This window comes from Peribacillus sp. 05N428 (assembly GCF_056397085.1).
This window is the reverse complement of sequence record NZ_JBFTMS010000006.1, coordinates 208935-230442: the sequence shown is the minus strand read 5'-3', so window position 1 is coordinate 230442 and position 21508 is coordinate 208935. Positions and strand designations below refer to the sequence as shown.

The 21508-nt window shown below is 40.3% G+C and carries 22 protein-coding genes and 1 riboswitch; of the genes, 20 read left to right on the top strand and 2 right to left on the bottom strand.

Annotated features, from left to right (window positions below):
* Window positions 1–21: 21 nt before the first annotated feature.
* Window positions 22–1596, bottom strand: a complete 1575-nt coding sequence (gene serA / locus AC1DIV_RS08745) for a phosphoglycerate dehydrogenase (protein WP_477576187.1) — start codon at window positions 1594–1596, stop codon at window positions 22–24.
* Between the two features lie 321 nt (window positions 1597–1917).
* Window positions 1918–2054, top strand: a riboswitch (FMN riboswitch).
* 164 nt (window positions 2055–2218) lie between these two features.
* Here serA and AC1DIV_RS08740 point away from each other — a divergent pair.
* Window positions 2219–2800, top strand: coding sequence for an ECF transporter S component (locus AC1DIV_RS08740; RefSeq protein WP_034308089.1), 582 nt, complete (start codon window positions 2219–2221; stop codon window positions 2798–2800).
* 126 nt (window positions 2801–2926) lie between these two features.
* Here AC1DIV_RS08740 and AC1DIV_RS08735 read toward each other — a convergent pair whose 3' ends face one another.
* Window positions 2927–3175, bottom strand: coding sequence for a ferredoxin (locus AC1DIV_RS08735; protein WP_034308087.1), 249 nt, complete (start codon window positions 3173–3175; stop codon window positions 2927–2929).
* 290 nt (window positions 3176–3465) lie between these two features.
* Here AC1DIV_RS08735 and AC1DIV_RS08730 point away from each other — a divergent pair, with 290 nt between their 5' ends.
* The 19 genes from AC1DIV_RS08730 to rpsA all read left to right on the top strand — a co-directional run bounded on the left by AC1DIV_RS08730 (window position 3466) and on the right by rpsA (window position 21501).
* A complete protein-coding gene (locus tag AC1DIV_RS08730) occupies window positions 3466–4530 on the top strand; it encodes a YpbB family protein (RefSeq protein ID WP_477576185.1) in 1065 nt (354 codons plus the stop codon).
* Complete coding sequence (locus AC1DIV_RS08725; RefSeq protein ID WP_340876857.1) at window positions 4530–6035, top strand: RecQ family ATP-dependent DNA helicase; 1506 nt, start codon at window positions 4530–4532, stop codon at window positions 6033–6035. Before AC1DIV_RS08730 ends, AC1DIV_RS08725 begins: the two co-directional genes overlap by 1 nt.
* Entirely contained in the window at window positions 6025–6651 is a 627-nt protein-coding gene (locus AC1DIV_RS08720) for a CPBP family intramembrane glutamic endopeptidase (RefSeq protein WP_323597756.1), read from the top strand. The genes AC1DIV_RS08725 and AC1DIV_RS08720 overlap by 11 nt, the downstream gene beginning before the upstream one ends.
* On the top strand, window positions 6629–7384 hold the full coding sequence (locus AC1DIV_RS08715) for a LysM peptidoglycan-binding domain-containing protein (protein ID WP_340876855.1): 756 nt from the start codon (window positions 6629–6631) through the stop codon (window positions 7382–7384). Before AC1DIV_RS08720 ends, AC1DIV_RS08715 begins: the two co-directional genes overlap by 23 nt.
* Before the next feature lie 425 nt (window positions 7385–7809).
* Window positions 7810–8268, top strand: coding sequence for a YpbF family protein (locus tag AC1DIV_RS08710; RefSeq protein ID WP_034308074.1), 459 nt, complete (start codon window positions 7810–7812; stop codon window positions 8266–8268).
* A 94-nt stretch (window positions 8269–8362) separates the two neighbouring features.
* The gene (locus tag AC1DIV_RS08705; protein WP_477576183.1) at window positions 8363–9178 is read left to right on the top strand and encodes a metallophosphoesterase; all 816 of its coding nucleotides are present in this window, start codon (window positions 8363–8365) and stop codon (window positions 9176–9178) included.
* A gap of 98 nt (window positions 9179–9276) precedes the next feature.
* A complete protein-coding gene (locus AC1DIV_RS08700; protein WP_063594038.1) occupies window positions 9277–10170 on the top strand; it encodes a MerR family transcriptional regulator in 894 nt (297 codons plus the stop codon).
* Window positions 10171–10261: 91 nt separating this feature from the next.
* The gene (locus AC1DIV_RS08695) at window positions 10262–10837 is read left to right on the top strand and encodes a genetic competence negative regulator (RefSeq protein WP_095389680.1); all 576 of its coding nucleotides are present in this window, start codon (window positions 10262–10264) and stop codon (window positions 10835–10837) included.
* 270 nt (window positions 10838–11107) lie between these two features.
* A complete protein-coding gene (locus AC1DIV_RS08690) occupies window positions 11108–12385 on the top strand; it encodes a Glu/Leu/Phe/Val family dehydrogenase (RefSeq protein ID WP_048681753.1) in 1278 nt (425 codons plus the stop codon).
* Window positions 12386–12539: 154 nt separating this feature from the next.
* A complete protein-coding gene (locus tag AC1DIV_RS08685) occupies window positions 12540–13517 on the top strand; it encodes a YpdA family putative bacillithiol disulfide reductase (protein WP_340876853.1) in 978 nt (325 codons plus the stop codon).
* A 27-nt stretch (window positions 13518–13544) separates the two neighbouring features.
* Entirely contained in the window at window positions 13545–14510 is a 966-nt protein-coding gene (locus tag AC1DIV_RS08680; RefSeq protein WP_063594035.1) for an asparaginase, read from the top strand.
* A gap of 97 nt (window positions 14511–14607) precedes the next feature.
* Window positions 14608–15294: a glutamic-type intramembrane protease PrsW gene (gene prsW / locus AC1DIV_RS08675; protein WP_063594034.1), complete on the top strand. Its 687-nt coding sequence runs from the start codon at window positions 14608–14610 to the stop codon at window positions 15292–15294.
* A gap of 136 nt (window positions 15295–15430) precedes the next feature.
* Window positions 15431–16255: a spore cortex-lytic enzyme gene (sleB, locus tag AC1DIV_RS08670; RefSeq protein WP_445670166.1), complete on the top strand. Its 825-nt coding sequence runs from the start codon at window positions 15431–15433 to the stop codon at window positions 16253–16255.
* 14 nt (window positions 16256–16269) lie between these two features.
* Window positions 16270–17625, top strand: a complete 1356-nt coding sequence (ypeB, locus tag AC1DIV_RS08665) for a germination protein YpeB (protein WP_340876850.1) — start codon at window positions 16270–16272, stop codon at window positions 17623–17625.
* Between the two features lie 156 nt (window positions 17626–17781).
* Entirely contained in the window at window positions 17782–18441 is a 660-nt protein-coding gene (locus tag AC1DIV_RS08660) for a flagellar brake protein (protein WP_340876849.1), read from the top strand.
* A gap of 68 nt (window positions 18442–18509) precedes the next feature.
* The gene (locus AC1DIV_RS08655; protein ID WP_340876848.1) at window positions 18510–18695 is read left to right on the top strand and encodes a YpfB family protein; all 186 of its coding nucleotides are present in this window, start codon (window positions 18510–18512) and stop codon (window positions 18693–18695) included.
* A 192-nt stretch (window positions 18696–18887) separates the two neighbouring features.
* Window positions 18888–19562, top strand: a complete 675-nt coding sequence (gene cmk, locus AC1DIV_RS08650) for a (d)CMP kinase (RefSeq protein WP_048681724.1) — start codon at window positions 18888–18890, stop codon at window positions 19560–19562.
* On the top strand, window positions 19559–20146 hold the full coding sequence (locus AC1DIV_RS08645; protein WP_340876846.1) for a lysophospholipid acyltransferase family protein: 588 nt from the start codon (window positions 19559–19561) through the stop codon (window positions 20144–20146). Before cmk ends, AC1DIV_RS08645 begins: the two co-directional genes overlap by 4 nt.
* Window positions 20147–20361: 215 nt before the next feature.
* A complete protein-coding gene (gene rpsA / locus AC1DIV_RS08640; RefSeq protein WP_340876845.1) occupies window positions 20362–21501 on the top strand; it encodes a 30S ribosomal protein S1 in 1140 nt (379 codons plus the stop codon).
* Window positions 21502–21508 lie beyond the last annotated feature (7 nt).

Genomic DNA, 21508 nt, shown 5'->3' with positions numbered 1-21508 from the left:
CTGCGGGGCACTTTTTTCTTCTTATAATGAAATACGGGCCATGAACGTAATTTCTTCTGTTTCCATTAAAAACTGTTTCATGTTGTCTTCTAATGGTAAATCGAAGCTCAAAACCATGATGGCTTCACCGCCAGCTTCTTTTCGGCCAACCTGCATGGTGGCGATATTCACTCCGTGATCACCCAGAATCTTACCTACGTTACCGATTACACCGGGTTTATCGGTATGCTGGATATAAAGTAAATTCGATTCTGGATGAAAGTCGATTTTGAAACCATTCAAACTTACAATTCGAGAACCATAGTTTTCGATATAGGTCCCACTTATTGTTAATTCTCGGTTGTCACCTTTTACTTTAAGGCTGATCAAATTCGAGTAACCTAAAGAGTCCGTAGAGATTTTTTCGCCAATGGTTATGCCACGCTCTTTTGCGATCAACAAGGCATTCACTTCATTGACTGATGCATCGACTCTTGATCTTAAAAAGCCGGAGATTAGACTTTTTGTAAGAATCGCGGTATCGAAATCCAAAGATTCTCCTGCATATGTAACGGAGATTTCCTGAATTCCTTCATTCATGCACTGGGAAGCAATCGATCCCATTTGCTGAACGAGTTGATGGAATGGCTGTACCTTTTCAAACACTTCTTTAGATATGGCCGGAAGGTTGATTGAACTTGATACTGGATTTCCTTCGAAATAGGTCAATACTTCTTGGGCAACCTGTACGGCGACATTTAATTGGGCTTCTTTCGTGGAAGCGCCTAGATGCGGTGTAGCAATGACGCTATCCAGTTCCAGCAGTTTATGGCCAAGTGGAGGTTCTTCGACGAAAACGTCCAGTGCTGCCCCTGCAACATGCCCTTGAACTAACATTTCATATAAATCATCTTCGTCTAGAATTCCACCGCGGGCGCAGTTCAGTACATAAACCCCTTTTTTACAGGTAAGCAGTTTTACTTTATTAATTAATCCTCTAGTTTCATTCGTTAGTGGTGTATGGACAGTAATGATGTCTGCTTTAGGAAGCAATTCATCCAATGGCAGGGCCGTTACGGACATTTTCTTTGCACGATCTACAGTCAGGAACGGGTCATAGACAATGACATCCATGCCAAACACTTTAGCACGTTTGGCAATTTCCCCTCCGATGCGTCCAAAGCCAACTATGCCTAATGTTTTACCACGAAGTTCAGTTCCCGTATATGAAGAACGTTTCCACTCCCCATTTTTCAATGAAGCATAAGCTTGCGGAATGTGGCGCAATAATGAAGCCATCATCGCGAATGTATGTTCAGCTGTTGAAATGGTGTTGCCGTCAGGTGCATTAACCACGACAATCCCGCGTTTTGTCGCTGCGGGGATGTCTATGTTATCAACACCGACACCAGCGCGTGCTATAATTTTTAACTGCGGCATACGGTTCATTAAATCTTCCGAAACCTTTGTTGCACTTCTCACAAGAATTGCATCGATCTGATCAAGTTCGTTTGCAGCTTCCTCTACGGTCTTCTGAATGAGATGAATATTGGATGCCTCTGAAAGCGGTCCGAGTCCTTCTGGTTTAATGGCGTCTGCTACTAAAATCCGATACACGTCTAAACACCTTCCTAAGGAAAAAATTATCTTAAATTTCAGTTAATTTTACAATTGAAATGCTGATAATGTCAATTTGGCTTATCTGAATGAAAGCGCTTAAACAAATGATTTTCATCTGATCATCCGTTTAATGCGGCGATATAAATAGCTTCGTCTTCTTTTGCGAAAAATTTTCGAATTGTCATATTGTAAATCCGCCATTCGTTTTAAGCCGTTCACTGCGACGATCGATATTCATCCTACATGCATCAAATGAGAAAAAATGCTATCAAAAAAAAGGTATTTCAGATATAATGGGAAGTATAAAAAATTTTATAGGTCTATCTTCGGGGCGGGGCGCAATTCCCCACCGGCGGTGATGAAGGAATTTCTACTTCTAAGCCCGCGAGCCTTACAAGGCAGGATTTGGTGTGATTCCAAAGCCGACAGTATAGTCTGGATGGGAGAAGATGGAGGTTCCTTAGTGCGTTTCAACAGTTATTTGCTGAACGTTTGTTTGATGTAACCTTTAATTTATCCCTTTAATTCCATTGGAATTAAAGGTTTTTTATTGAACATCAACATATTTTGGAATCCTAACCTCTTTTTCAGGTAGATCGGAAAAGAAGGAGAGAGAACTATGAAAAAGAACAAAGTGAAAAAAATGGTCTCACTTGCCATGATGGGAAGCATATCGTATTTATTGATGCTTTTAAATTTCCCGTTTCCGGGATTCCCGCCTTTTCTCAATGTTGATTTTAGCGACATACCAGCACTGATGGCGGCATTGATTTTCGGTCCGATGGCTGGAATTCTAGTCGAGTTCATTAAAAACCTATTGGATTTAGTCATGACAGGGACCTTGACTGCTGTGCCTGTGGGGCATATCGCTAACTTTATAGCCGGAATACTGTTTGTCTTGCCGACTTATTATGTATTTCAGAAAATCAATTCAAAAAAAGGAATGACGTTCGCCTTACTTGCGGGAACAGTTTCCATGGCAGTATTCATGAGCGTATTAAACTATTTTGTCTTTTTACCGGCTTATACCTTCTTTATGGGATGGGATGCCATGTCGGCGCCCGAGTCAAGAAAGTTCGTTACGACGGCAATCTTGCCTTTCAACGTGATTAAAGGCGTGCTCATCACATCTGTATTCATGTTGCTGTTCATTAAATTACAGACATGGATCAATAAGCAAACATTATATAAAAATGCTTAATGGCATTGACGATAGATATGAAAAAACAACCGGATATCCATATCCGGTTGTTTTTTTATGCCTGTTTTTTGGTATGTGCCTTGGCCAAAAGAAAAAGCCATTCTCGATTGAAAATGGCTTGTACCTTTATTCGAATTTTAGTGCATCTCCGTCAAATGCCTCGTCAGCAACTTTGATGGAATCCGTTGGGCATCCTTCAAATGCATCCATCATGTCGTCTATAAGTACATCTGGAATTTCAACGATACCCTCGTTATCGTCAAGGGTAACAAATGCAATCCCTTCGTCATCATAATCATATATATCTGGTGCCGCTGCTCCGCAAGCTCCACAAGCTATGCATGTTTCTTTATCCACAATAGTAAATTTAGCCATGAATATAACCCCTCCTAAGTTGATTAACAACTGATAATCTTTTTATTTCAGATTATTATCTCTTTCTTATTGTAAGACCGAATGCCAAACTTTTCAATAGAAATTGTATTGATAATAACTATCATGTAGCTGAAAGTCAACGAAAAACATCGAAATAATTAACTTGGTCCTTTCCATGTTTCGTCATTTAGTCACATAATTTCTGTTGTATTCATCAATAATAACGGCGGTTTTTGCAGATTTTTGTTACAATGGGTTTATTGGTTAAATGAAACAAGGATGTGAGTCCCATGAATAATTATCTACAGGCCATCATTCTATATGCGATAAAAAAATTTCAAGGTGAGCGCTCCATTTATGCTATATACCATATGCTGCAGGGTAAGAAATCGTCACAAACGATTCAAGATGCCCACTTATTCGGGTTAACGGATATTTTTGGGACAATACCTCGATTTACCCGTCAGCAATTAAATCAAAACATTGAACATTCGCTTAAGCATGACTTGATCAATTTAACGGATAAACCAGATGCTTATGAAATTAGTTTGCAAGGTGAACGAATGTTGGTCGATTACTTTAAAAATAATCCTTTTCCGGAGTATTTAAATGGTTGGAAGTATCACAATATCACCCCTGTTTTTTGGGGAAGGTTAAACTTACTCATTCAAACCATATCCCATATTGTCCACAATGAAAGACGTTTTTATCCGATACAACGAAATCCCAAAATCCAATTCTTCGTAAAGGAATTTTTACATGCCAATCGTCAGGATCGAGCGTTGATTGCCCAACATCTATATGATGAACTGGTATCCCTTTTAGAAGATCAAAGTGATATGAAACGAGACATTTTCATTTTGAAATTGACCGGGATAAACAGGATTGGACTAACGTTTGAACAGATTGCAAAAAGGAAAAATGCGGAAGAAGAGTATGTTCGCTATACATTCCTTGACTCATTGCATCAAATGCTTGCAGAAATGGAAACGGGTAGTGATTACCCTCTCTTATCCTCATTAACCAATGATTGGAAAAGAAGTGGTAATCCTCATTTGACACAATCTACAAAGACTACTTTACGATACATCCAGGAAGGGAAAAACCTCGGTGAAATAGCTGAAATCCGCAGATTGAAAGTCAACACCATCGAAGATCACCTCGTAGAAATTGTTTTATCGGAAAAAGATTTTCCGATTTCCGATTATGTGAAAATCGAGGATGAGAGGGAAATTGCTGAAGCGATTAAGCAACTTGGTACAAAAAAGCTTAAAGCTATCAAGCAGATGGTCGATAATAAACAAATAAGCTTTTTTCAAATAAGACTTGTACTTGCGAAAATAGGTGAGAGATGATGAACATGGAACGAGTCCTCAAAGAAAAATTCGGTTTTGATGAATTTCGTCCTGGACAGAAGGAAGTGGTTGAATCATTGATGTCCGGCCGTCATACATTAGCGATGCTCCCAACCGGGTCAGGTAAATCATTATGTTATCAGCTGCCGGCTTATCTGGTAAATAAGACTGTAATAATTGTCTCCCCGTTATTATCTTTAATGCAGGATCAAGCGGATCAGCTGAAGATGAGCGGCGAAAAAAGTGTATTGACCCTCAACTCTTTTTTGACGCTTAATCAAAAAAGGAAAGCTTTCGATAGGTTACATAGTTACCGTTTTATCTTTTTATCTCCTGAAATGCTGAGCATCGATGGTGTGATAAAATCCTTGAAATCCATAGAAATAGGCTTGTTCGTCATAGACGAAGCACACTGCATTTCACAATGGGGGTACGATTTCCGTCCGGATTATTTGAATTTAGGAGAAGTGAGGCGTGAACTGAATGATCCGTTGACGCTTGCCCTGACGGCAACTGCAACCGATGAGGTCCGGAGGGACATCGTTGTTAAACTTAACATTGGGCAGGCCGAGGAAATGGTCTCATCCGTTGATCGTGAAAATATTGCCATTATTATCGAGCGAATGTTCAGCTATGATGAGAAGCTAGCCCGTGTGCTGGAGCTTGTCAGGAAATTTACCGGAAGCGGAATTATTTATTTTTCCTCTAAAAAAGTGGCGGAATCAGTCGCTGGTTTTTTACAGGATAACGGGATCGATAGTGTCAATTATTATCACGGTGGAATGGAGCAGGAACAAAGGATGCTCATTCAGCAGCAATTCATTTCCGGCCAGTTGAAAATCATATGCGCAACAAGCGCTTTTGGAATGGGTGTGAATAAATCGGATGTCAGATATGTTATCCATTTTCATATCCCGTCCACGATGGAAGCATATCTTCAGGAGATTGGCAGGGCGGGGCGAGACCGGAAACAAAGTGTGGCTGTCTTATTATATAGCGAAGGGGATGAAGGGCTTCCCCTTCATTTGATGGAGCAACAGTTGCCTACGGATTCGCAAATCGATGGTGTATGTTCTTTCCTTAATGAATCACAAAAGAATCTGGCGAATTTGACCCCCTCAGAAAAAGAGCAGCTGTCGCAATCCTTTTCGTTGAACGAAATCCAGCTCCGTTTTTTTACCCAGTTTATTATGGGCAATAACCAGGATCAAGTGGCAGAGATGAAAGAGTATTGTCAAAAGAGGAAAACCAGTAATCAAGAAAAGCTGCATAAATTCCTTCACTGGATATATGCACAGGAATGTCGCCGTTCAGGGATACTGGACTATTTTGGAGAAAAGCATCGGGAAGCGAACCCCATCTGCTGTGATATCTGTGGGATGGATGCCGAAAAAATGGCTGATGTATGGCCGGAAGTAAAGGTGGATCCGGCTAATACCTTTTCCACTTGGAAAAAGGAATTGGCTTATATCTTACTAAAGAAGGAAAATGGCAATGAAAAATAAGCAAGCTGAATTAATTAAACAACTTACAGATAAACAGTTGCTATATAATTTGTTTCTTACACAAATTATTCTCTTAACGTTAGCCATCTTTTTAGGTATTATTTTATTTAAAGACCGTTCTGCTTTTTTCGACTTATTTATCTTTGATGACCTGAACATTTTGCTGATTGGTGTTCCTGCTGGAGTCATTGTCGTGTTAATTGACATATTGCTTATGAAAGTGACACCATCTTCCTATCAGGATGATGGCGGTATTAACGAACGCATTTTCAGTAATTTGTCATACCCGATGATTTTTGTCGTAGCTTTAGTGGTAGCGGTAAGTGAAGAAGTATTATTCCGGGGAGTGCTGCAAACACATTTTGGTTTGCTTCTTACGAGCCTCATTTTTGCAGCCGTTCATTATCGTTACCTTTTTAATTGGTTTTTATTTTTAAATGTATTGGTTTTGAGCTTCTTTATCGGGTTTCTATTTGAAATGACTAATAATATCATCGTGACGATTACGGCCCACTTTTTGATTGACTTTATCCTTGGTATTTTAATCAGGAACAAAAAGCAAAGAGGGTTTAGCAAGAAAGGGGGTGACTTGAATGAGCCGGGTGCAAAAGAATGAAAAAGAAAATGATCAGGCTGGTGAACTTCGTTCGCGAATTGAACGCCAGAAGGCTAAGTCATCATTGCCCAAACGGAGCAAAGTCCATCAGAATAAAAAGAAAAAAAGTAAAGTGAAGATTAAACTTCCAATGATACAATTATTAGCGTTATTTTTCATTTTGCTTCCAATTGGATTTTACAGCCTTTATACATATTTTCAGGATAGGCCTTTACCTGTTACTAAAAGTGACCAAGTCGTCTTAAAAGAGGAAGATATAGAATCGATTCCAACTACAGCAACGGCAGAGGACTTAAAGGAAAAAGAGTCGGCAAAGGCTGAAGCGGAGAAAGAAAAAGAAGAAGCTGAGGCTAAAGCCAAAGCGCAGCAGGAAGAAGCTAAGGAAAAAGCCAAGGCACAGCAAGAAGCTGAGGAAAAAGCCAAGGCACAGCAAGAAGCTGAGGAAAAGGCCAAAGCGCAGCGAGAAGCTGAGGCTAAAGCCAAAGCGCAGCAAGAAGCTGAGGAAAAGGCAAAGAAAGCAGCAGCAGAAAAGAAAAATGTACAAGCCGCTAAACCGGATAAAGAGGGATACAAAGTTGTCTTACATACTGTTCAAGGTGAAGAAACATTATTTCGCATTTCCATGAATTACTACAAATCACAGGAAGGGATTGCTCTGATCAGGGAGTGGAATGGGCTGAATGGCAATGAAATTTCCAAAGGTCAGGTATTGAAAATTCCAATCAAGAAATAATGAAAAGGCACCTTTAGAAAAAATCAAGTTTTTAAATCCTTCTATTTCAAAACAAAAAAGACTTTAGGCAACAGGAGTTCTACCTTAATGTTAAAACAAAGTTGATTGGAGCGGGTGTTCGAGACTCCTGCGGGAAAAGCGCGTCCAAGGGAGACCCCGCAGGCGCAATGGCGCCGAGGGCGGACCGCCCGCGGAAAGCGAGTGCCTGAAGTGAAAATCAACATTCAAATTTTAAAAACCTAAAAAAGCTGGAGACAAACTCAATTATTATCGAGTTTGTCTCTAGTCTGACCCTGTCTTTATAGGCAGGGTATTTTTAATATTGTTCAACTTGGTTAAGTATGAAAGCAATAGTGACAGGTACATTATCATTTTTTCCTCTACTCTTTCATATCATGATTTGAAAGAGCAGAGGAGGAAATGCGATGGAATCGACAATCATTTTACTGGATGAGAAAACGGATCAAGCAACAAAACAAATGCTTCAAAATGTCGTGGATCGGAAGAAAAAATTCGAGGCACTTAAAAAGAAGCATCTTCAAAGCTTGTGGGCAACCATGATTGTTGCTGTCCTTTTTATGATTTATCTTTATTTTTATATCGTTGTACCTTATTCCTATTCCTTTTTCAGCATGTTTAGTGTTTTCGTCGACCATTTTAGCCATTTCCTTTTTTTGGCGGCAGCAATTGGTCTATATGGATATATGGTTTTAATTAAAAAAAAGCTAGATAAAGCTGAAAAGGAGTTTCAACTGCTACGCTGTGAAATCATTAATAAAAGTAAGCAATTGTGGGAAAAAGAGGAAGAATGGAAAAATCGCCATAAGGTTTTTGAAATGATGAAGAAGAATTATGATATTAACTTATATCATGAAAATAAATGATGGTTGCTTTAAATCATATTTAATTGCGGGTAATACCGTTTTATGGTTATATGAAAGTACGTTTGGATAAGGATGGAAAGAAGGTTTAACGAAGATGTTATGGTTATCTGGATTATTTTTAATCATCATCCTGCTGTCATTTGCCACGATCTTTTACATGTGGCGTACGGCTATGCAAGATAGGGTGATTTCTCAAGACCTATATTTTAAAGACTTTCCTGAAGACTTTGGCGATGTGCGGATTTTTTTTATATCCGATCTTCATCGGCGGATCGTTGCGGATAAATTGATTGAGGAAACACGTGACAAGGCAGATTTGGTGATAATCGGCGGTGACATTAGGGAAAGCGGGGTTCCCTTAGAACGTGTGGAAAAAAATTTATTAAAACTAAAAGAACTTGGTCCCCTTTATTTTGTTTGGGGTAATAATGATTATGAAGGGGACTTCCATGAACTGGATGCGACTCTTTTGAAACATGGGGTGAAAATCCTTGATAATACAGCTGTTTCTTTTGAGTCTCAGAATGGCAGCAAAATCGCTCTTCTGGGCATTGATGATATATCGGAAGAACGTGATAGGCTTGACCTTGCCCTGTCGGATTGCGGGAATGAAGATTTCCGGATTTTGGTGAGCCATAATCCATTGGTCAAGAAACAGTTGACTCCGGAACACCATATTAGTCTTGTCCTGTCAGGTCACACCCATGGCGGGCAGATTCGCCTATTCGGATTCGGGCCCTATCAGATCGGAAGTGTTAAAAAAGAGGGGGAATGTATATATATGACGAGTAATGGCTATGGGACAAGCGCAGTGCCTTTAAGGCTTGAAGCTAAGCCTGAAACGCACCTCTTCACCCTGAAAAGGGGGACAGACACTGAAATAGGCGAAGCTGTGGAAAAAACCTATTAGGCTGCTTTTAAGCGAGCATACCGGGATTTTACAGACCTTGAAAAATCCACTATAATTTCATCAAATGATCGTACAGTTATTGGAGGCCTTGTAAAACCATGCAAGAAGGTAAATATAATATAAAGGCAGTTTCAAAACTGCTGGACATTCAGTCGGGAACCCTTAGGGCTTGGGAAAGGCGCTATAAATTTATCGAACCTATCAGGAATGAATCGGGGCACCGGCTGTATACTGAAAAACACCTGCAAATCCTTAAGTGGCTCATTACTAAAACAAAGCAAGGTTTTACAATAAGCCAAGCCGTTTCTCTTCTCGAAAGTACTGGCACCCTAGCGCCTGGAGTTCCTGAAACGAACCGTAAGGATGAACAAGCGATTAAGTTATCGGATGAATTAATCGAAGCTCTATTGAATTTCAATGAAAATAAAGCCCATATGCTGATAAGCCAAGCATTCAGTATGTATACAATCGAACAAACCATAGTGGATGTACTCGGTTCAATATTGGTTCAGATTGGGGATAAGTGGGAAAGGGGAGAAATTACTTCCGCTCATGAACACTTTGCGTCGAACATAATAAAATCCAGGATCAGTTCGGTTATGCATACAATTCCGACTAATGGTTTTCTTCCGAAAGCCCTTACCGTTTGTGCTCCCGGTGAAAAACATGAATTTGGACTATTAATCTTCACCATTTTTTTGAAGCGGAAAGGGTATGAAACCATTTATTTAGGAGAATCCATTGCTGATAAGGACCTTTTCACCGTTTTAAACATCATTAAGCCCTCTTACCTATTCATGTCATGTTCACTGAAAGAGAATCTTGCTGGAACATTTAAGCTTGTTGAAGCGTTAATAAAGGATTTTCCGGATTTGAAGGTGGGTATTGGCGGTGCGGCTTTGAGCCTTATTTCTGAAGAAGACCGAACTGCCTTCAGCGGAGTCTTAATGGGGGACACGCAATCGAAATGGGAGGAGTGGCTGAAGGGTTAGCGACGGCCGTCTTAGGAGAAATAATGGATATGCACCCTGCGACCAAGGCTTCATATGATGTATGAAGATGGTAACCAGGGGGCATTTTTTTATGAAGCTGGAACGATTAACTAATAATAAAATCAAGATTTTTTTGACCCTTGATGATTTAATTGATAGAGGCATAACGAAAGAAGATATTTTAGGGAATTCCTTAAAGGTCCACAAGCTATTTCAGGATATGGTCGAAGAAGCGTGCGAAGAACTCAGCTTTAAAATGAGTGGCTCCATTGCAATCGAAATTTTCTCCTTGCCTGCACAAGGGTTGATAATCATTGTGACAAAGGAAGAAGAGGAACTATTGGCAGACGAAGAGGAATTTTTGGATTTACAGGTGAAAATTGATGACTTCCCCCATATTCTTTATGTTTTCGATGACTTTGAAGATATCGTCCAATTATCTCATAGATTATCTTTTCAAGGTTTGCTTAAAAGTACCCTTTATCATTTTGAGGGTAGATACTATTTACTTATCGAAAATGTTAAAGACACGACATATGACACGGTCATATCTCTAGCGGCTGAGTATGGCCATGCATCTACATTGACACTCAGCCGCATCAATGAATATGGAACATGTATAATCGAAAATGAAGCGATACATGTTTTGCTCACACATTTTAGCTGACGTAAGACAAATGAGACAAGGCAGCCGCATTACGGTGAAAAAATGTGGTTTGCCTTTTTTTGTGTCAACTTTCGGCCGAACAAGATATACGGTAAAAGAGTAAGAAAGCAGTTGATATGATAACGTTTTCATTTTTAGAATATTTCCAACTTTTAATTTCCCATTTTTACTCTTGCATAAATGTAACGAAGGTGTATACTAGCACATGAAGAGGACTATTTGTACATTATAATTTTATATACGGATGAGATTTTCTAGGAGGTACTTTTAATGGAATCGGCAAAAGGCAATAGCCATGTAAATGAAGAAGAAAAACACGACGTACTGAGGTCAACCCAAACTGTAATACATAAAGCTTTGGATAAGCTGGGTTACCCGGAAGAAGTTTTTGAGCTGTTGAAGGAACCTTTGCGTTTATTGACGGTGAAGATACCGGTACGCATGGATGATGGATCGGTTAAAATTTTCACGGGTTACCGTGCACAGCATAACGATGCTGTTGGGCCTACAAAAGGCGGTATCCGTTTTCACCCTAATGTAACGGAACGTGAAGTGAAGGCATTATCCATTTGGATGAGTTTGAAATGCGGCATCGTAGATTTGCCATACGGCGGGGGTAAAGGCGGTATCGTTTGTGATCCTCGTAATATGTCATTCCGTGAGCTTGAAAGACTGAGCCGGGGCTACGTTCGCGCAATTAGCCAAATCGTGGGGCCGACTAAAGATATCCCGGCACCTGATGTGTTTACAAATTCTCAAATCATGGCTTGGATGATGGATGAATACAGCCGTATGGATGAATTCAACTCGCCAGGATTCATTACGGGTAAACCGCTAGTGCTTGGTGGTTCTCATGGCCGTGAATCAGCCACTGCTAAGGGTGTAACGATCTGTATCAATGAAGCTGCCAAGAAACGCGGCATCGATATTAAAGGGGCACGGGTCGTCATTCAAGGTTTCGGTAACGCAGGTAGTTTCTTAGCTAAGTTCATGCATGACGCAGGAGCTAAAGTCATTGGTATTTCAGATGCATACGGTGCACTCCATGATCCTGAGGGATTGGATATCGATTATCTTCTCGATCGGAGAGATAGTTTCGGAACCGTAACGAAATTGTTTAAAAGCACAATTTCAAATAAAGAACTGCTTGAATTGGAATGTGATATTTTAGTTCCGGCTGCAATCGAAAACCAAATCACTGAAGAAAATGCTGCGGATATCAAAGCATCGATCGTTGTCGAGGCAGCTAACGGACCTACAACAATTGAAGCGACACAAATCCTGACGGATCGCGGAATCCTTCTTGTTCCTGATGTGCTTGCTTCTGCTGGCGGTGTAACGGTTTCTTACTTCGAATGGGTACAAAATAATCAAGGGTATTACTGGTCTGAAGAAGAAGTGGACGAAAAGCTGGAAAAAATCCTTGTAAAATCTTTTAATAACATTTATGAACTTGCTCAATCAAGACGCGTTGATATGCGCCTAGCGGCTTATATGATCGGCGTAAGAAAAATGGCTGAAGCTTCCCGCTTCCGTGGTTGGATCTAAAAGGATTCAAATCAGTATTAATATATAGTTAACTCATGTTCATTGCTTTATCATTGAAATGAATTGTAAAAACTCCTATCATGTATTGATAGGAGTTTTTATTTTTAGACGAACGTATCACACATAGTGGATGGAAAGGCAGTGGAGAATAAAGATGAATGTTGAAGAAGTCATTATCATAGGTGGGGGCCCGTGTGGATTGGCTGCTGCGATCGCTCTTAAAGAAGTGGGAATACAGTCCCTGATCATTGAAAAAGGAAATGTGGTTGATTCCATTTACCGTTATCCGACACATCAAACATTTTTCAGTTCGAGTGAAAAACTGGAAATTGGTGATGTCGCTTTTATAATCGAAAACCGTAAACCGGTCCGCAATCAGGCGCTAGCCTATTATAGGGAGGTAGTCAGAAGGAAAGAATTGCGGGTCAATACATTCGAAAAAGTGGAAAAAGTGGAAAAAGTGGAAAAAAGAGAAGATGGCCAGTTTTTGGTCAAGACATCGAAAGGGGAATATACAGCTCTGCATGTGATCATATCGACCGGATACTATGATCATCCTAACTATATGTGCATACCGGGCGAACAGCTCCCTAAAGTGTTTCATTACTTCAAGGAGGGCCATCCCTACTATAATTGTGATGTTACAGTCATCGGTGGCAAAAACTCAAGTGTGGATGCAGCTTTGGAATTGGTCAAATCAGGAGCAAGGGTTTCAGTCCTTTATAGAGGATCGGATTACTCTCCAAGTATCAAACCTTGGATTCTTCCGGAATTCGAATCATTAGTCCGCAATGGAACGATCAAGATGGAATTTAATGCGAATGTCGACAGGATAACGGAAGACAGCGTGATTTATCATGTAGGTGATGAGGAAAAAGTCATTAAAAATGATTTTGTATTTGCAATGACTGGTTACCATCCTGACCATTCCTTTTTAGCTGCAATGGGCATTACTATTGATAAGGAGACCGGAAGGCCTGCATATAACGAGGAAACGATGGAAACGAACGTTAAAGGTCTTTATATTGCAGGAGTTCTGGCAGCCGGAAATAATGCGAACGAAATCTTCATCGAGAACGGCAGGTTTCATGGTGGATTGATTGCCTATCATTTGGCCGTTAAAGAAAAGTGAATGATATGAATGAGGAGCTGTGACCGTATGGAAAAAATATCATTAATAACGACTGGTGGGACTATTGCCAGTAAAGAAACTGCGAATGGGATGTTGGCCTCTGGTGCATTGACTGGCCATGAGTTGGCATCTCTTTGCGAATTGCCCAGCGATATTGAGGTTAAAGTGGTTGATCTTTTCCAGATTTCAAGCATGTCCATGTCCTTTGAGAAAATGCAGCAGCTTCAATCAGCCATACAAAAGGAATTGGAGGATCCTGAAGTTACGGGAATCGTCGTGACACACGGTACGGATACACTTGAAGAAACGGCATATTTCCTTGATGTCACGAGTAAAGATCAACGTCCAATCGTATTAACCGGCTCCCAACGTTCTCCCCAAGAAGTGGGCACCGATGTATATTCCAATCTAAGGAATTCGATATTATGCGCTGCGAGTGATCTTATTAGGGATGTTGGGGTAGTGGTCGTTTTTAATGAGCGGATCTATTCAGCAAAGTATGTCAAAAAAGTGCATGCTTCCAATTTACAGGGATTCGAATCTTTTGGCTATGGATATTTAGGGATAATTGATAATGATGTCGTGAGCATCTATCAGAAACCTTTACATAGGGAGTGTTATGATATTCAGAATCGCATCCCAAGGGTGGATATCATCAAGTGCCATACAGGAGCTGACGGCCTCTTTATTGATGCTGCGGTTGCAAACGGTGCGAAAGGCATCGTGCTCGAGGGTGTAGGAAGGGGACAAGTCACCCCTGTAATGGTAACCTCCATACAAGCTGCAATCGATAAAGGAATAACGATCATCATGACTACAAGTGCAGAAGAAGGAAAAGTGTACCCTGCTTATGATTATGAAGGCAGCGCATTTGATCTAAAACAACGCGGTGTGATTTTAGGCGCTGATTATGACAGCAAGAAGGCACGAATCAAGTTAGCTGTCATGCTGGCAAGCGAAAACCCTATAGATGAGACCTTCTTTAAGTACTGAAGGATTAAATAAAATATGGAAGAGTTGATTCTTGGATTCAGTTTTTCTTCATTCCATGGTACGATTAAGGAAACGAAGATGAAAAGAGGGTCAGCTAATGCTGGTCATGTTGTCAGCGGCCATTGCGCCAGGATTGGCGCTACTGAGCTATTTCTATTTGAAAGATCAATATGAGACCGAACCGATATCGGTTGTGGTCAAAACATTTATATTCGGTGTTTTTCTTGTATTTCCGATTATGTTCATACAGTATGTGCTCGAAACCGAACATATCTTGAATACGGATTTAGCAAATGCTTTTTTATGGGCTGCACTGCTTGAGGAATTCTTCAAGTGGTTCATACTCATTTACGTTATTTATCAGCATGTGGCATTCGATGAGCCTTATGATGGGATTGTTTACGGAGCTGCAGTCTCCCTTGGATTCGCCACAATGGAGAATATTTTGTACCTGCTGGCCAACGGGGTGGAACACGCTTTTCTCAGGGCCGTTCTCCCTGTATCCAGTCACGCTTTGTTCGGTGTGATCATGGGATATTATTTGGGCAAGGCGAAATTTTCGGCTTCGAATAATAGGGTCTATTTATTATTGGCATTGATCATACCAATTTCGTTACATGGGGTTTACGATTATATTTTGGTTTCCCAAAAATTTTGGGTGTACTTTATTATGCCATTCATGATTTATCTATGGTGGTTAGGCATGAAAAAAGTAAAGAAAGCACGTTTGTTGTCTGACTTTCACGCAGAAAAACTTTCACAGAATCATTACCTTAGCAAATGACGAATACTATCAAAAAACGGAGTGCTGGCATATTTTGCCCGCTCCGTTTTTTTTATGTTTGGAATAAAAAAGCCAGTAAAGAAGAAAATAGAATTACATTAATTCAAGAAAAAGAGGAGTGTTTTTGATGAAAGGAATTTCGTCAAAATGGAAATGGCTTTTGCTGTTTTCGTGTATAACTATATGTTTCGCAATTTACCCGGAAACAAGAACAAATGCCTTTTCGAGCCAAGTCATTCAAAAAGGTGCGGTTGGAAATGATGTAATTGAACTGCAGGCACGCCTGCAAAACATCGGTTACTATAAGGGAAAGATTGATGGAGCCTATGGATGGGGCACTTATTGGGCACTTCGAAACTTTCAACAAGATTTCGGGCTTCCAATCGATGGTTTAGCAGGCACTACAACAAAACAGAAGTTGGCGAATGCGTCTAATTTCAATAAAGCATGGGTTCATGAGCAAATCAATAAAGGAAACGAGTTCACCTATTATGGGGGAGTCCCCATTGAAAAACAGGTAAAAGCGAAAGGAACTGGAACTGGAGGGACCGCTACCGGAAAGGCCCCTTCCAAACCAACGACATCTGCCAATCTTCCAGGGGGGTATTCTCAAAACGATATACAACTGATGGCCAATGCCGTTTATGGAGAGGCGCGAGGGGAGCCATATACTGGTCAGGTTGCCGTTGCAGCAGTAATCCTGAATAGGGTGGAAAGTGCTGCATTTCCTAATACCATTTCGGGAGTAATTTTTGAACCTGGGGCGTTTACGGCTGTTGCGGATGGACAGATTTGGCTTACACCGAACGAAAGGGCGAAAGAAGCCGTGGTGGATGCTATCAATGGGTGGGATCCAACCGGTAATGCAGAATATTACTTTAATCCCGATACGGCAACAAGCAAATGGATCTGGTCAAGGGAACAAATTAAAAGAATCGGAAAACATATCTTTTGTAAGTAAAGAGGTGAAGGGAAATGATCAGGAATATAGTGATTGCCCTGCTTGTTGTAGTTGTTGCGGGAACTGCATTCTGGGGTTATCAAGAACATAAGGAAAAAAATGCTGTATTAATAAACGCGGAAAATACGTATCAGCGAGCCTTTCATGATTTAAGCTATCAAGTGGATTTATTGCACGATAAGGTCGGCAGTACTTTGGCCATGAATTCACGTTATTCATTAAGTCCGGCGTTAACAGATGTTTGGCGTATCACTTCCGAAGCCCAAAGTGATGTCGGGCAGTTGCCATTGACCTTGCTTCCTTTTAACAAGACAGAGGAATTTTTATCAAAAATTGCGGACTTCAGTTATAAAACAGCGGTACGGGACCTTGAAAAAGAACCATTGAATGATAAGGAATATGCGACACTGCAATCCTTGTACACACAGGCAGGAGACATCCAGGGCGAGTTAAGGAAAGTGCAGTATCTAGTCCTTAAAAACAATTTAAGATGGATGGATGTCGAAATGGCTCTTGCATCAGGGAAAGAAAATTCGGATAACACGATCATTGACGGATTAAAGACGGTAGAGAAAAAAGTATCTGGGTACGGGGAAACGAATGAGATGAACCCGACTTTTACTTCTGCACAACAGAGGGATGAAAACTTCAAAAATTTGCAAGGTGAAACCATTACGAAAGAAGAAGCAATCGCGACAGCAAAAAACTATGCACACTCAAAAAGCAAAAATTTGAAGGTGAATGTGGAAGAAAACGGAAAAGGTTCCGATTATGGATTTTATAGTGTGAGCATCCTCGATAAAGATTCCGATACTGAATTGAATATGGATTTGACAAAAAAAGGCGGTTACCCTATTTGGTATATCAATAATAGAGATGTGAACAAAACAAATATTGATTTGAATCAAGCCTATACAAAAGCCGAAGCTTTTTTAAAGGAACATGATTTCAGTTCACTTGAATTATTTGAGAGTGCTCAATACGATAATATCGCATTATTGAATTTCGTGACATCAGAAAATGGGGTCAAGATTTATCCGGATTCAGTCAAGGTCAAAATCGCATTGGATGATGGATCCGTTATAGGGTTTTCAGCTGATGAGTATTTAAAATCACATAAAACCAGGGAATTAGGGAATCCGAAAATATCCGAGAAAGAGGCTAAGGACAAAATCAACAGCAACGTAAAAATAATGGAAGAAGGAAAGGCGTTAATCACCAATGATATTGGTGAAGAAGTTCTTTGTTATGAATTTCTCGGTACGATTAAAGACGATACCTACCGTATTTTCATTAATGCAGATACCGGTCAAGAAGAAAAGGTTGAAAAATTAAAGAATTCCGAACCGGTATACGAGAATTTAATTTAAAAGAATCGTCAATCATAAGTTATGGGGAAATGTGCTTAGTCACTTTCCCTTTTTCTTATTTCATGACATAATAACTTCATGATTATTGGATTATATGGGGAATTTCATAGGTAATATTATGTGGTTTCCTCCCTATCGAAAAGGACGTGGACGACGATGTTTAGAATTGGTGATATATTAATGCTCGAACCGAAATACACATCACAGAAGGAAAAGTTCAATTGTATGGTTGTAGAAATGGGGACGGGTTGTTTCTATACGGACTTTCCCATCGATGAAGAGACTGGGAAAATTGCATTCCTTATTGATGGGACACAGTTCAATGTCACATTTTCCAATGAAGAGCAGGCTGTTTATGTATTCGAGTCTGAAGTGCTTGGAAAAGTGAAAGGTAGAATACCCATGATGCAACTATTGCTGTCCGAACCAGAAACGTTTGTTAAATTCCAGCGGAGACAATTCGTGCGCCTGGATGTAACCTTGGATACCGCCATTCATCCAGAACATTCCGAGTTTACCCCTTTTCGTGCATTAACGAAGGATATCAGCGCTGGCGGAGCTTCCATAAGGCTTTTAAAAGGCACTGCTATTCAATCGGTTTCGCAATTATACCTGTGGATGGCGCTTACGATGAAATCAGGTGAGATTCATTATTTAAGGGTAAAAAGCAAAGTCATTCGCGTAACGGAAAAAGAACATGGAAATATGCTGCTGCACGTCCAATTTCTTGAACCTTCAAAAAATGATATACAGACATTAATGAGGTTTATATTTGAAAAGCAGGTGGATTTAAAGAAAAAAGGCTTGCATGTTTAACATGATTGAATGAAAAACAGCGATTCCATCCATACTGCTAATATAAACGGATGGAGGGTGCGGCTTATATGAAAACATTTGAAAGACTATTAATTAAAGTGATCATCATCCAATTGGCCTGCTTATTTTTTTTCCAATTCCTTTTGAGCAGGGAGGACCAAATCTTTGATTTGACCAAGCTCTCGAGGTATGAAGGTGTCAACAGCAATAATTATACGAAAATCATTGAAACATTCAATGGAACCCATAAGTAAAAGCGGTGATCCGCTTTTTTTTGTAAGAAGATTTTCAATAAAAGGATAACTTATGATGGCTGTAGGGATCAAAAAAGAACAAAGGTGATTTTAAACGTAGACATCCCTTTTATTAATGATTTTCCCGCTAGTTGTGATAAAATGAAAAGGTACTAAATAATCAGCATGATTGTAGGATTCTTGGGAGGATTTATGAAAAAAAAATTATCAGTCGCAATCGATGGACCAGCTGCTGCTGGAAAAAGCACGGTTGCTAAAATTGTTGCAGAAAAGTTCAATTACATATATGTGGATACAGGGGCAATGTATAGGGCCATTACCTATAAGGCCCTTAATCAAAAGATTCTTCTTGATGATGAACAAGCATTATCAGAAGTTCTCATCAATACGGAAATCGAATTAAGACCAAGTGAAAATGGGCAGTTGGTGTTCTTGGATAACGAGGACGTGACAGCCCAAATCAGGAACAATGAAGTGACTGGTTCCGTTTCGGAAGTGGCCAAGCACCGGAGCATCCGGGAGGAATTGGTTCGCAGGCAGCAAATCCTTGGTGAAAATGGCGGTGTCGTCATGGATGGCAGGGACATCGGTACGCATGTGTTACCAAACGCCGAAGTAAAGGTATTTCTAATCGCTTCTGTGGATGAAAGGGCACAGCGGAGGCATCAGGAAAATATATTGAAAGGTTTTCCATCAGATATCGAAAAATTAAGGGAAGAAATCGCAACAAGGGACAAGCTGGATTCCGAACGCGAGGTTTCGCCACTGAAAAAGGCAGCGGATGCTATCGAAATCGATACGACCTCATTATCGATTCAGGAAGTCGCAGAAAGCATCATGTCTTTAATAGAAGAGAGGAAAAGATGACATTGGATTTTTACACATTTGCCAAAAACATCGTAAAAGGCGTTTTAACGCCTTCGTTTAGGGTTAAAGCACTCGGAAAGGAACATATCCCTAAAGAGGGCGGGGTATTGATCTGTGCCAATCACATTGATAATTTGGATCCGCCCGTAGTTGGCATGACGTCTCCAAGGGATATTCATTTCATGGCGAAAGAAGAGTTGTTTCATGCACCTGTTTTAAAGGGTATATTACCAAGAGTAAATGCATTTCCCGTGAAACGCGGCAATAGCGATCGGGAATCCCTTAGAAAAGGCTTAAAGCTTTTGAAGGAGGGCAAGGCGATTGGTCTTTTTCCCGAGGGAACCAGAAGCAAGACCGGTGAATTGGGAGAAGGTTTGGCGGGTGCCGGATTTTTCGCGTTGCGGTCTGATGCCGTTATCATACCGTGTGCAATCATCGGCCCATATAAATTTTTACGTCCATTGAAGGTCGTTTACGGTCCTCCAATAAATTTTACCGAATATCGTGAACAGAAAATATCAGCCGATGAAGCCACCAGGATCATCATGGAGCATATTGGGAAATTGATTTCCGAGCATAAATAGTCCTTCATACTTGACAATTTTCTGATTTTGTTAGAATTTATAAAATAAGGGTATTGTTCCTTATTGCCGATGAAAAGGAATATAACTTTATTACTCTAAAAAAAACTGTTTTTATCTTTATTAGGAAAGTGTTTTTATTGAACCACTTTAAATAAAATATGTGGCCGATGAAGAGGAAATTTGCTGATCAGTCATGGGTTAAGGAGGAGTTAGTAATGACAGAAGATATGAACCAAGTAGAAGTGAACGATTACAAAGTTGGGGATCAAGTTAAAGCAACCGTTTCAAAGGTAGAAGAAAAACAGGTCATTGTCGATGTGGAAAACAGCAAAACTGATGGAATCATACCTATCAGTGAGCTTTCAAGCCTGCATGTCGAAAAGGCGTCAGATGCCGTTTCGGAAGGTGATGCATTGGAGCTGGAAGTCATTAAAGTCGAAGAAGAAGCTCTCATTCTATCAAAACGTAAAATTGACGCTCTTAAGGCATGGGATGACCTGGAATTGAAATTTGAAAATGGAGACGTATTTGAGGCTGAAGTTAAAGATGTCGTCAAAGGCGGGCTTGTCGTAGATCTAGGCGTACGTGGTTTTGTTCCAGCTTCTCTAGTAGAAGACTATTTCGTTGAAGACTTTTCTGATTACAAAAACAAAACTTTAACATTCAAGATCGTTGAGCTTGAGAAAGACAAAAATCGCTTAATCCTCTCACATCGGGCTGTGGTCCAGGACCAAAAGGAAAAGCAAAAAGCAAATGTCTTGGATAAGATTGAAAGCGGGCAAGTGCTTGAGGGTGTGGTCCAAAGGATTACCGATTTTGGTGCGTTCGTGGATATTGGTGGCGTAGACGGCCTTGTCCACATTTCACAGCTTTCCCATCAGCATGTCGACAAGGCATCCGATGTCGTTTCTGAAGGGGATAATGTGCAGGTGAAAGTGCTATCCATCGATCGTGATAATGAAAGGATTTCACTTTCCATCAAGGATACCCTTCCTGGACCTTGGGCAGGAATTGCAGAAAAAGCTGCCAAAGGCTCTACACTGGAAGGTATCGTCAAACGCCTTGTTTCTTTCGGTGCATTCGTGGAAATTTTTCCAGGCGTAGAAGGGCTTGTCCATATATCACAAATTTCACACAAGCATATTGCCACACCGCAAGAAGTACTTAAAGAAGGCCAGTCTGTCGAAGTGAAAGTGCTCGAAGTCAATGAAACGGATCAGCGTTTATCATTGAGCATCAAGGAACTTGAAGAACCTCAATCCAATTACAACACATCAGATTATGAGATGCCTGAAGAATCGAAGGGTTTTCAGCTAGGTGAAATGATCGGTGATCAATTGAAAAAACTAAAATAAGATAATA

What these genes read in the sequence shown, in the direction of transcription:
- AC1DIV_RS08740 (WP_034308089.1), top strand. Translation starts at nt 2,219, where the DNA reads ATGAAAAAGAACAAAGTGAAAAAAATGGTCTCACTTGCCATGATGGGA.
- AC1DIV_RS08735 (WP_034308087.1), bottom strand. Translation starts at nt 3,175, where the DNA reads ATGGCTAAATTTACTATTGTGGATAAAGAAACATGCATAGCTTGTGGA.
- AC1DIV_RS08730 (WP_477576185.1), top strand. Translation starts at nt 3,466, where the DNA reads ATGAATAATTATCTACAGGCCATCATTCTATATGCGATAAAAAAATTT.
- AC1DIV_RS08725 (WP_340876857.1), top strand. Translation starts at nt 4,530, where the DNA reads ATGAACATGGAACGAGTCCTCAAAGAAAAATTCGGTTTTGATGAATTT.
- AC1DIV_RS08720 (WP_323597756.1), top strand. Translation starts at nt 6,025, where the DNA reads ATGAAAAATAAGCAAGCTGAATTAATTAAACAACTTACAGATAAACAG.
- AC1DIV_RS08715 (WP_340876855.1), top strand. Translation starts at nt 6,629, where the DNA reads ATGAGCCGGGTGCAAAAGAATGAAAAAGAAAATGATCAGGCTGGTGAA.
- AC1DIV_RS08710 (WP_034308074.1), top strand. Translation starts at nt 7,810, where the DNA reads ATGGAATCGACAATCATTTTACTGGATGAGAAAACGGATCAAGCAACA.
- AC1DIV_RS08705 (WP_477576183.1), top strand. Translation starts at nt 8,363, where the DNA reads ATGTTATGGTTATCTGGATTATTTTTAATCATCATCCTGCTGTCATTT.
- AC1DIV_RS08700 (WP_063594038.1), top strand. Translation starts at nt 9,277, where the DNA reads ATGCAAGAAGGTAAATATAATATAAAGGCAGTTTCAAAACTGCTGGAC.
- AC1DIV_RS08695 (WP_095389680.1), top strand. Translation starts at nt 10,262, where the DNA reads ATGAAGCTGGAACGATTAACTAATAATAAAATCAAGATTTTTTTGACC.
- AC1DIV_RS08690 (WP_048681753.1), top strand. Translation starts at nt 11,108, where the DNA reads ATGGAATCGGCAAAAGGCAATAGCCATGTAAATGAAGAAGAAAAACAC.
- AC1DIV_RS08685 (WP_340876853.1), top strand. Translation starts at nt 12,540, where the DNA reads ATGAATGTTGAAGAAGTCATTATCATAGGTGGGGGCCCGTGTGGATTG.
- AC1DIV_RS08680 (WP_063594035.1), top strand. Translation starts at nt 13,545, where the DNA reads ATGGAAAAAATATCATTAATAACGACTGGTGGGACTATTGCCAGTAAA.
- prsW (WP_063594034.1), top strand. Translation starts at nt 14,608, where the DNA reads ATGCTGGTCATGTTGTCAGCGGCCATTGCGCCAGGATTGGCGCTACTG.
- ypeB (WP_340876850.1), top strand. Translation starts at nt 16,270, where the DNA reads ATGATCAGGAATATAGTGATTGCCCTGCTTGTTGTAGTTGTTGCGGGA.
- AC1DIV_RS08660 (WP_340876849.1), top strand. Translation starts at nt 17,782, where the DNA reads ATGTTTAGAATTGGTGATATATTAATGCTCGAACCGAAATACACATCA.
- AC1DIV_RS08655 (WP_340876848.1), top strand. Translation starts at nt 18,510, where the DNA reads ATGAAAACATTTGAAAGACTATTAATTAAAGTGATCATCATCCAATTG.
- cmk (WP_048681724.1), top strand. Translation starts at nt 18,888, where the DNA reads ATGAAAAAAAAATTATCAGTCGCAATCGATGGACCAGCTGCTGCTGGA.
- AC1DIV_RS08645 (WP_340876846.1), top strand. Translation starts at nt 19,559, where the DNA reads ATGACATTGGATTTTTACACATTTGCCAAAAACATCGTAAAAGGCGTT.
- rpsA (WP_340876845.1), top strand. Translation starts at nt 20,362, where the DNA reads ATGACAGAAGATATGAACCAAGTAGAAGTGAACGATTACAAAGTTGGG.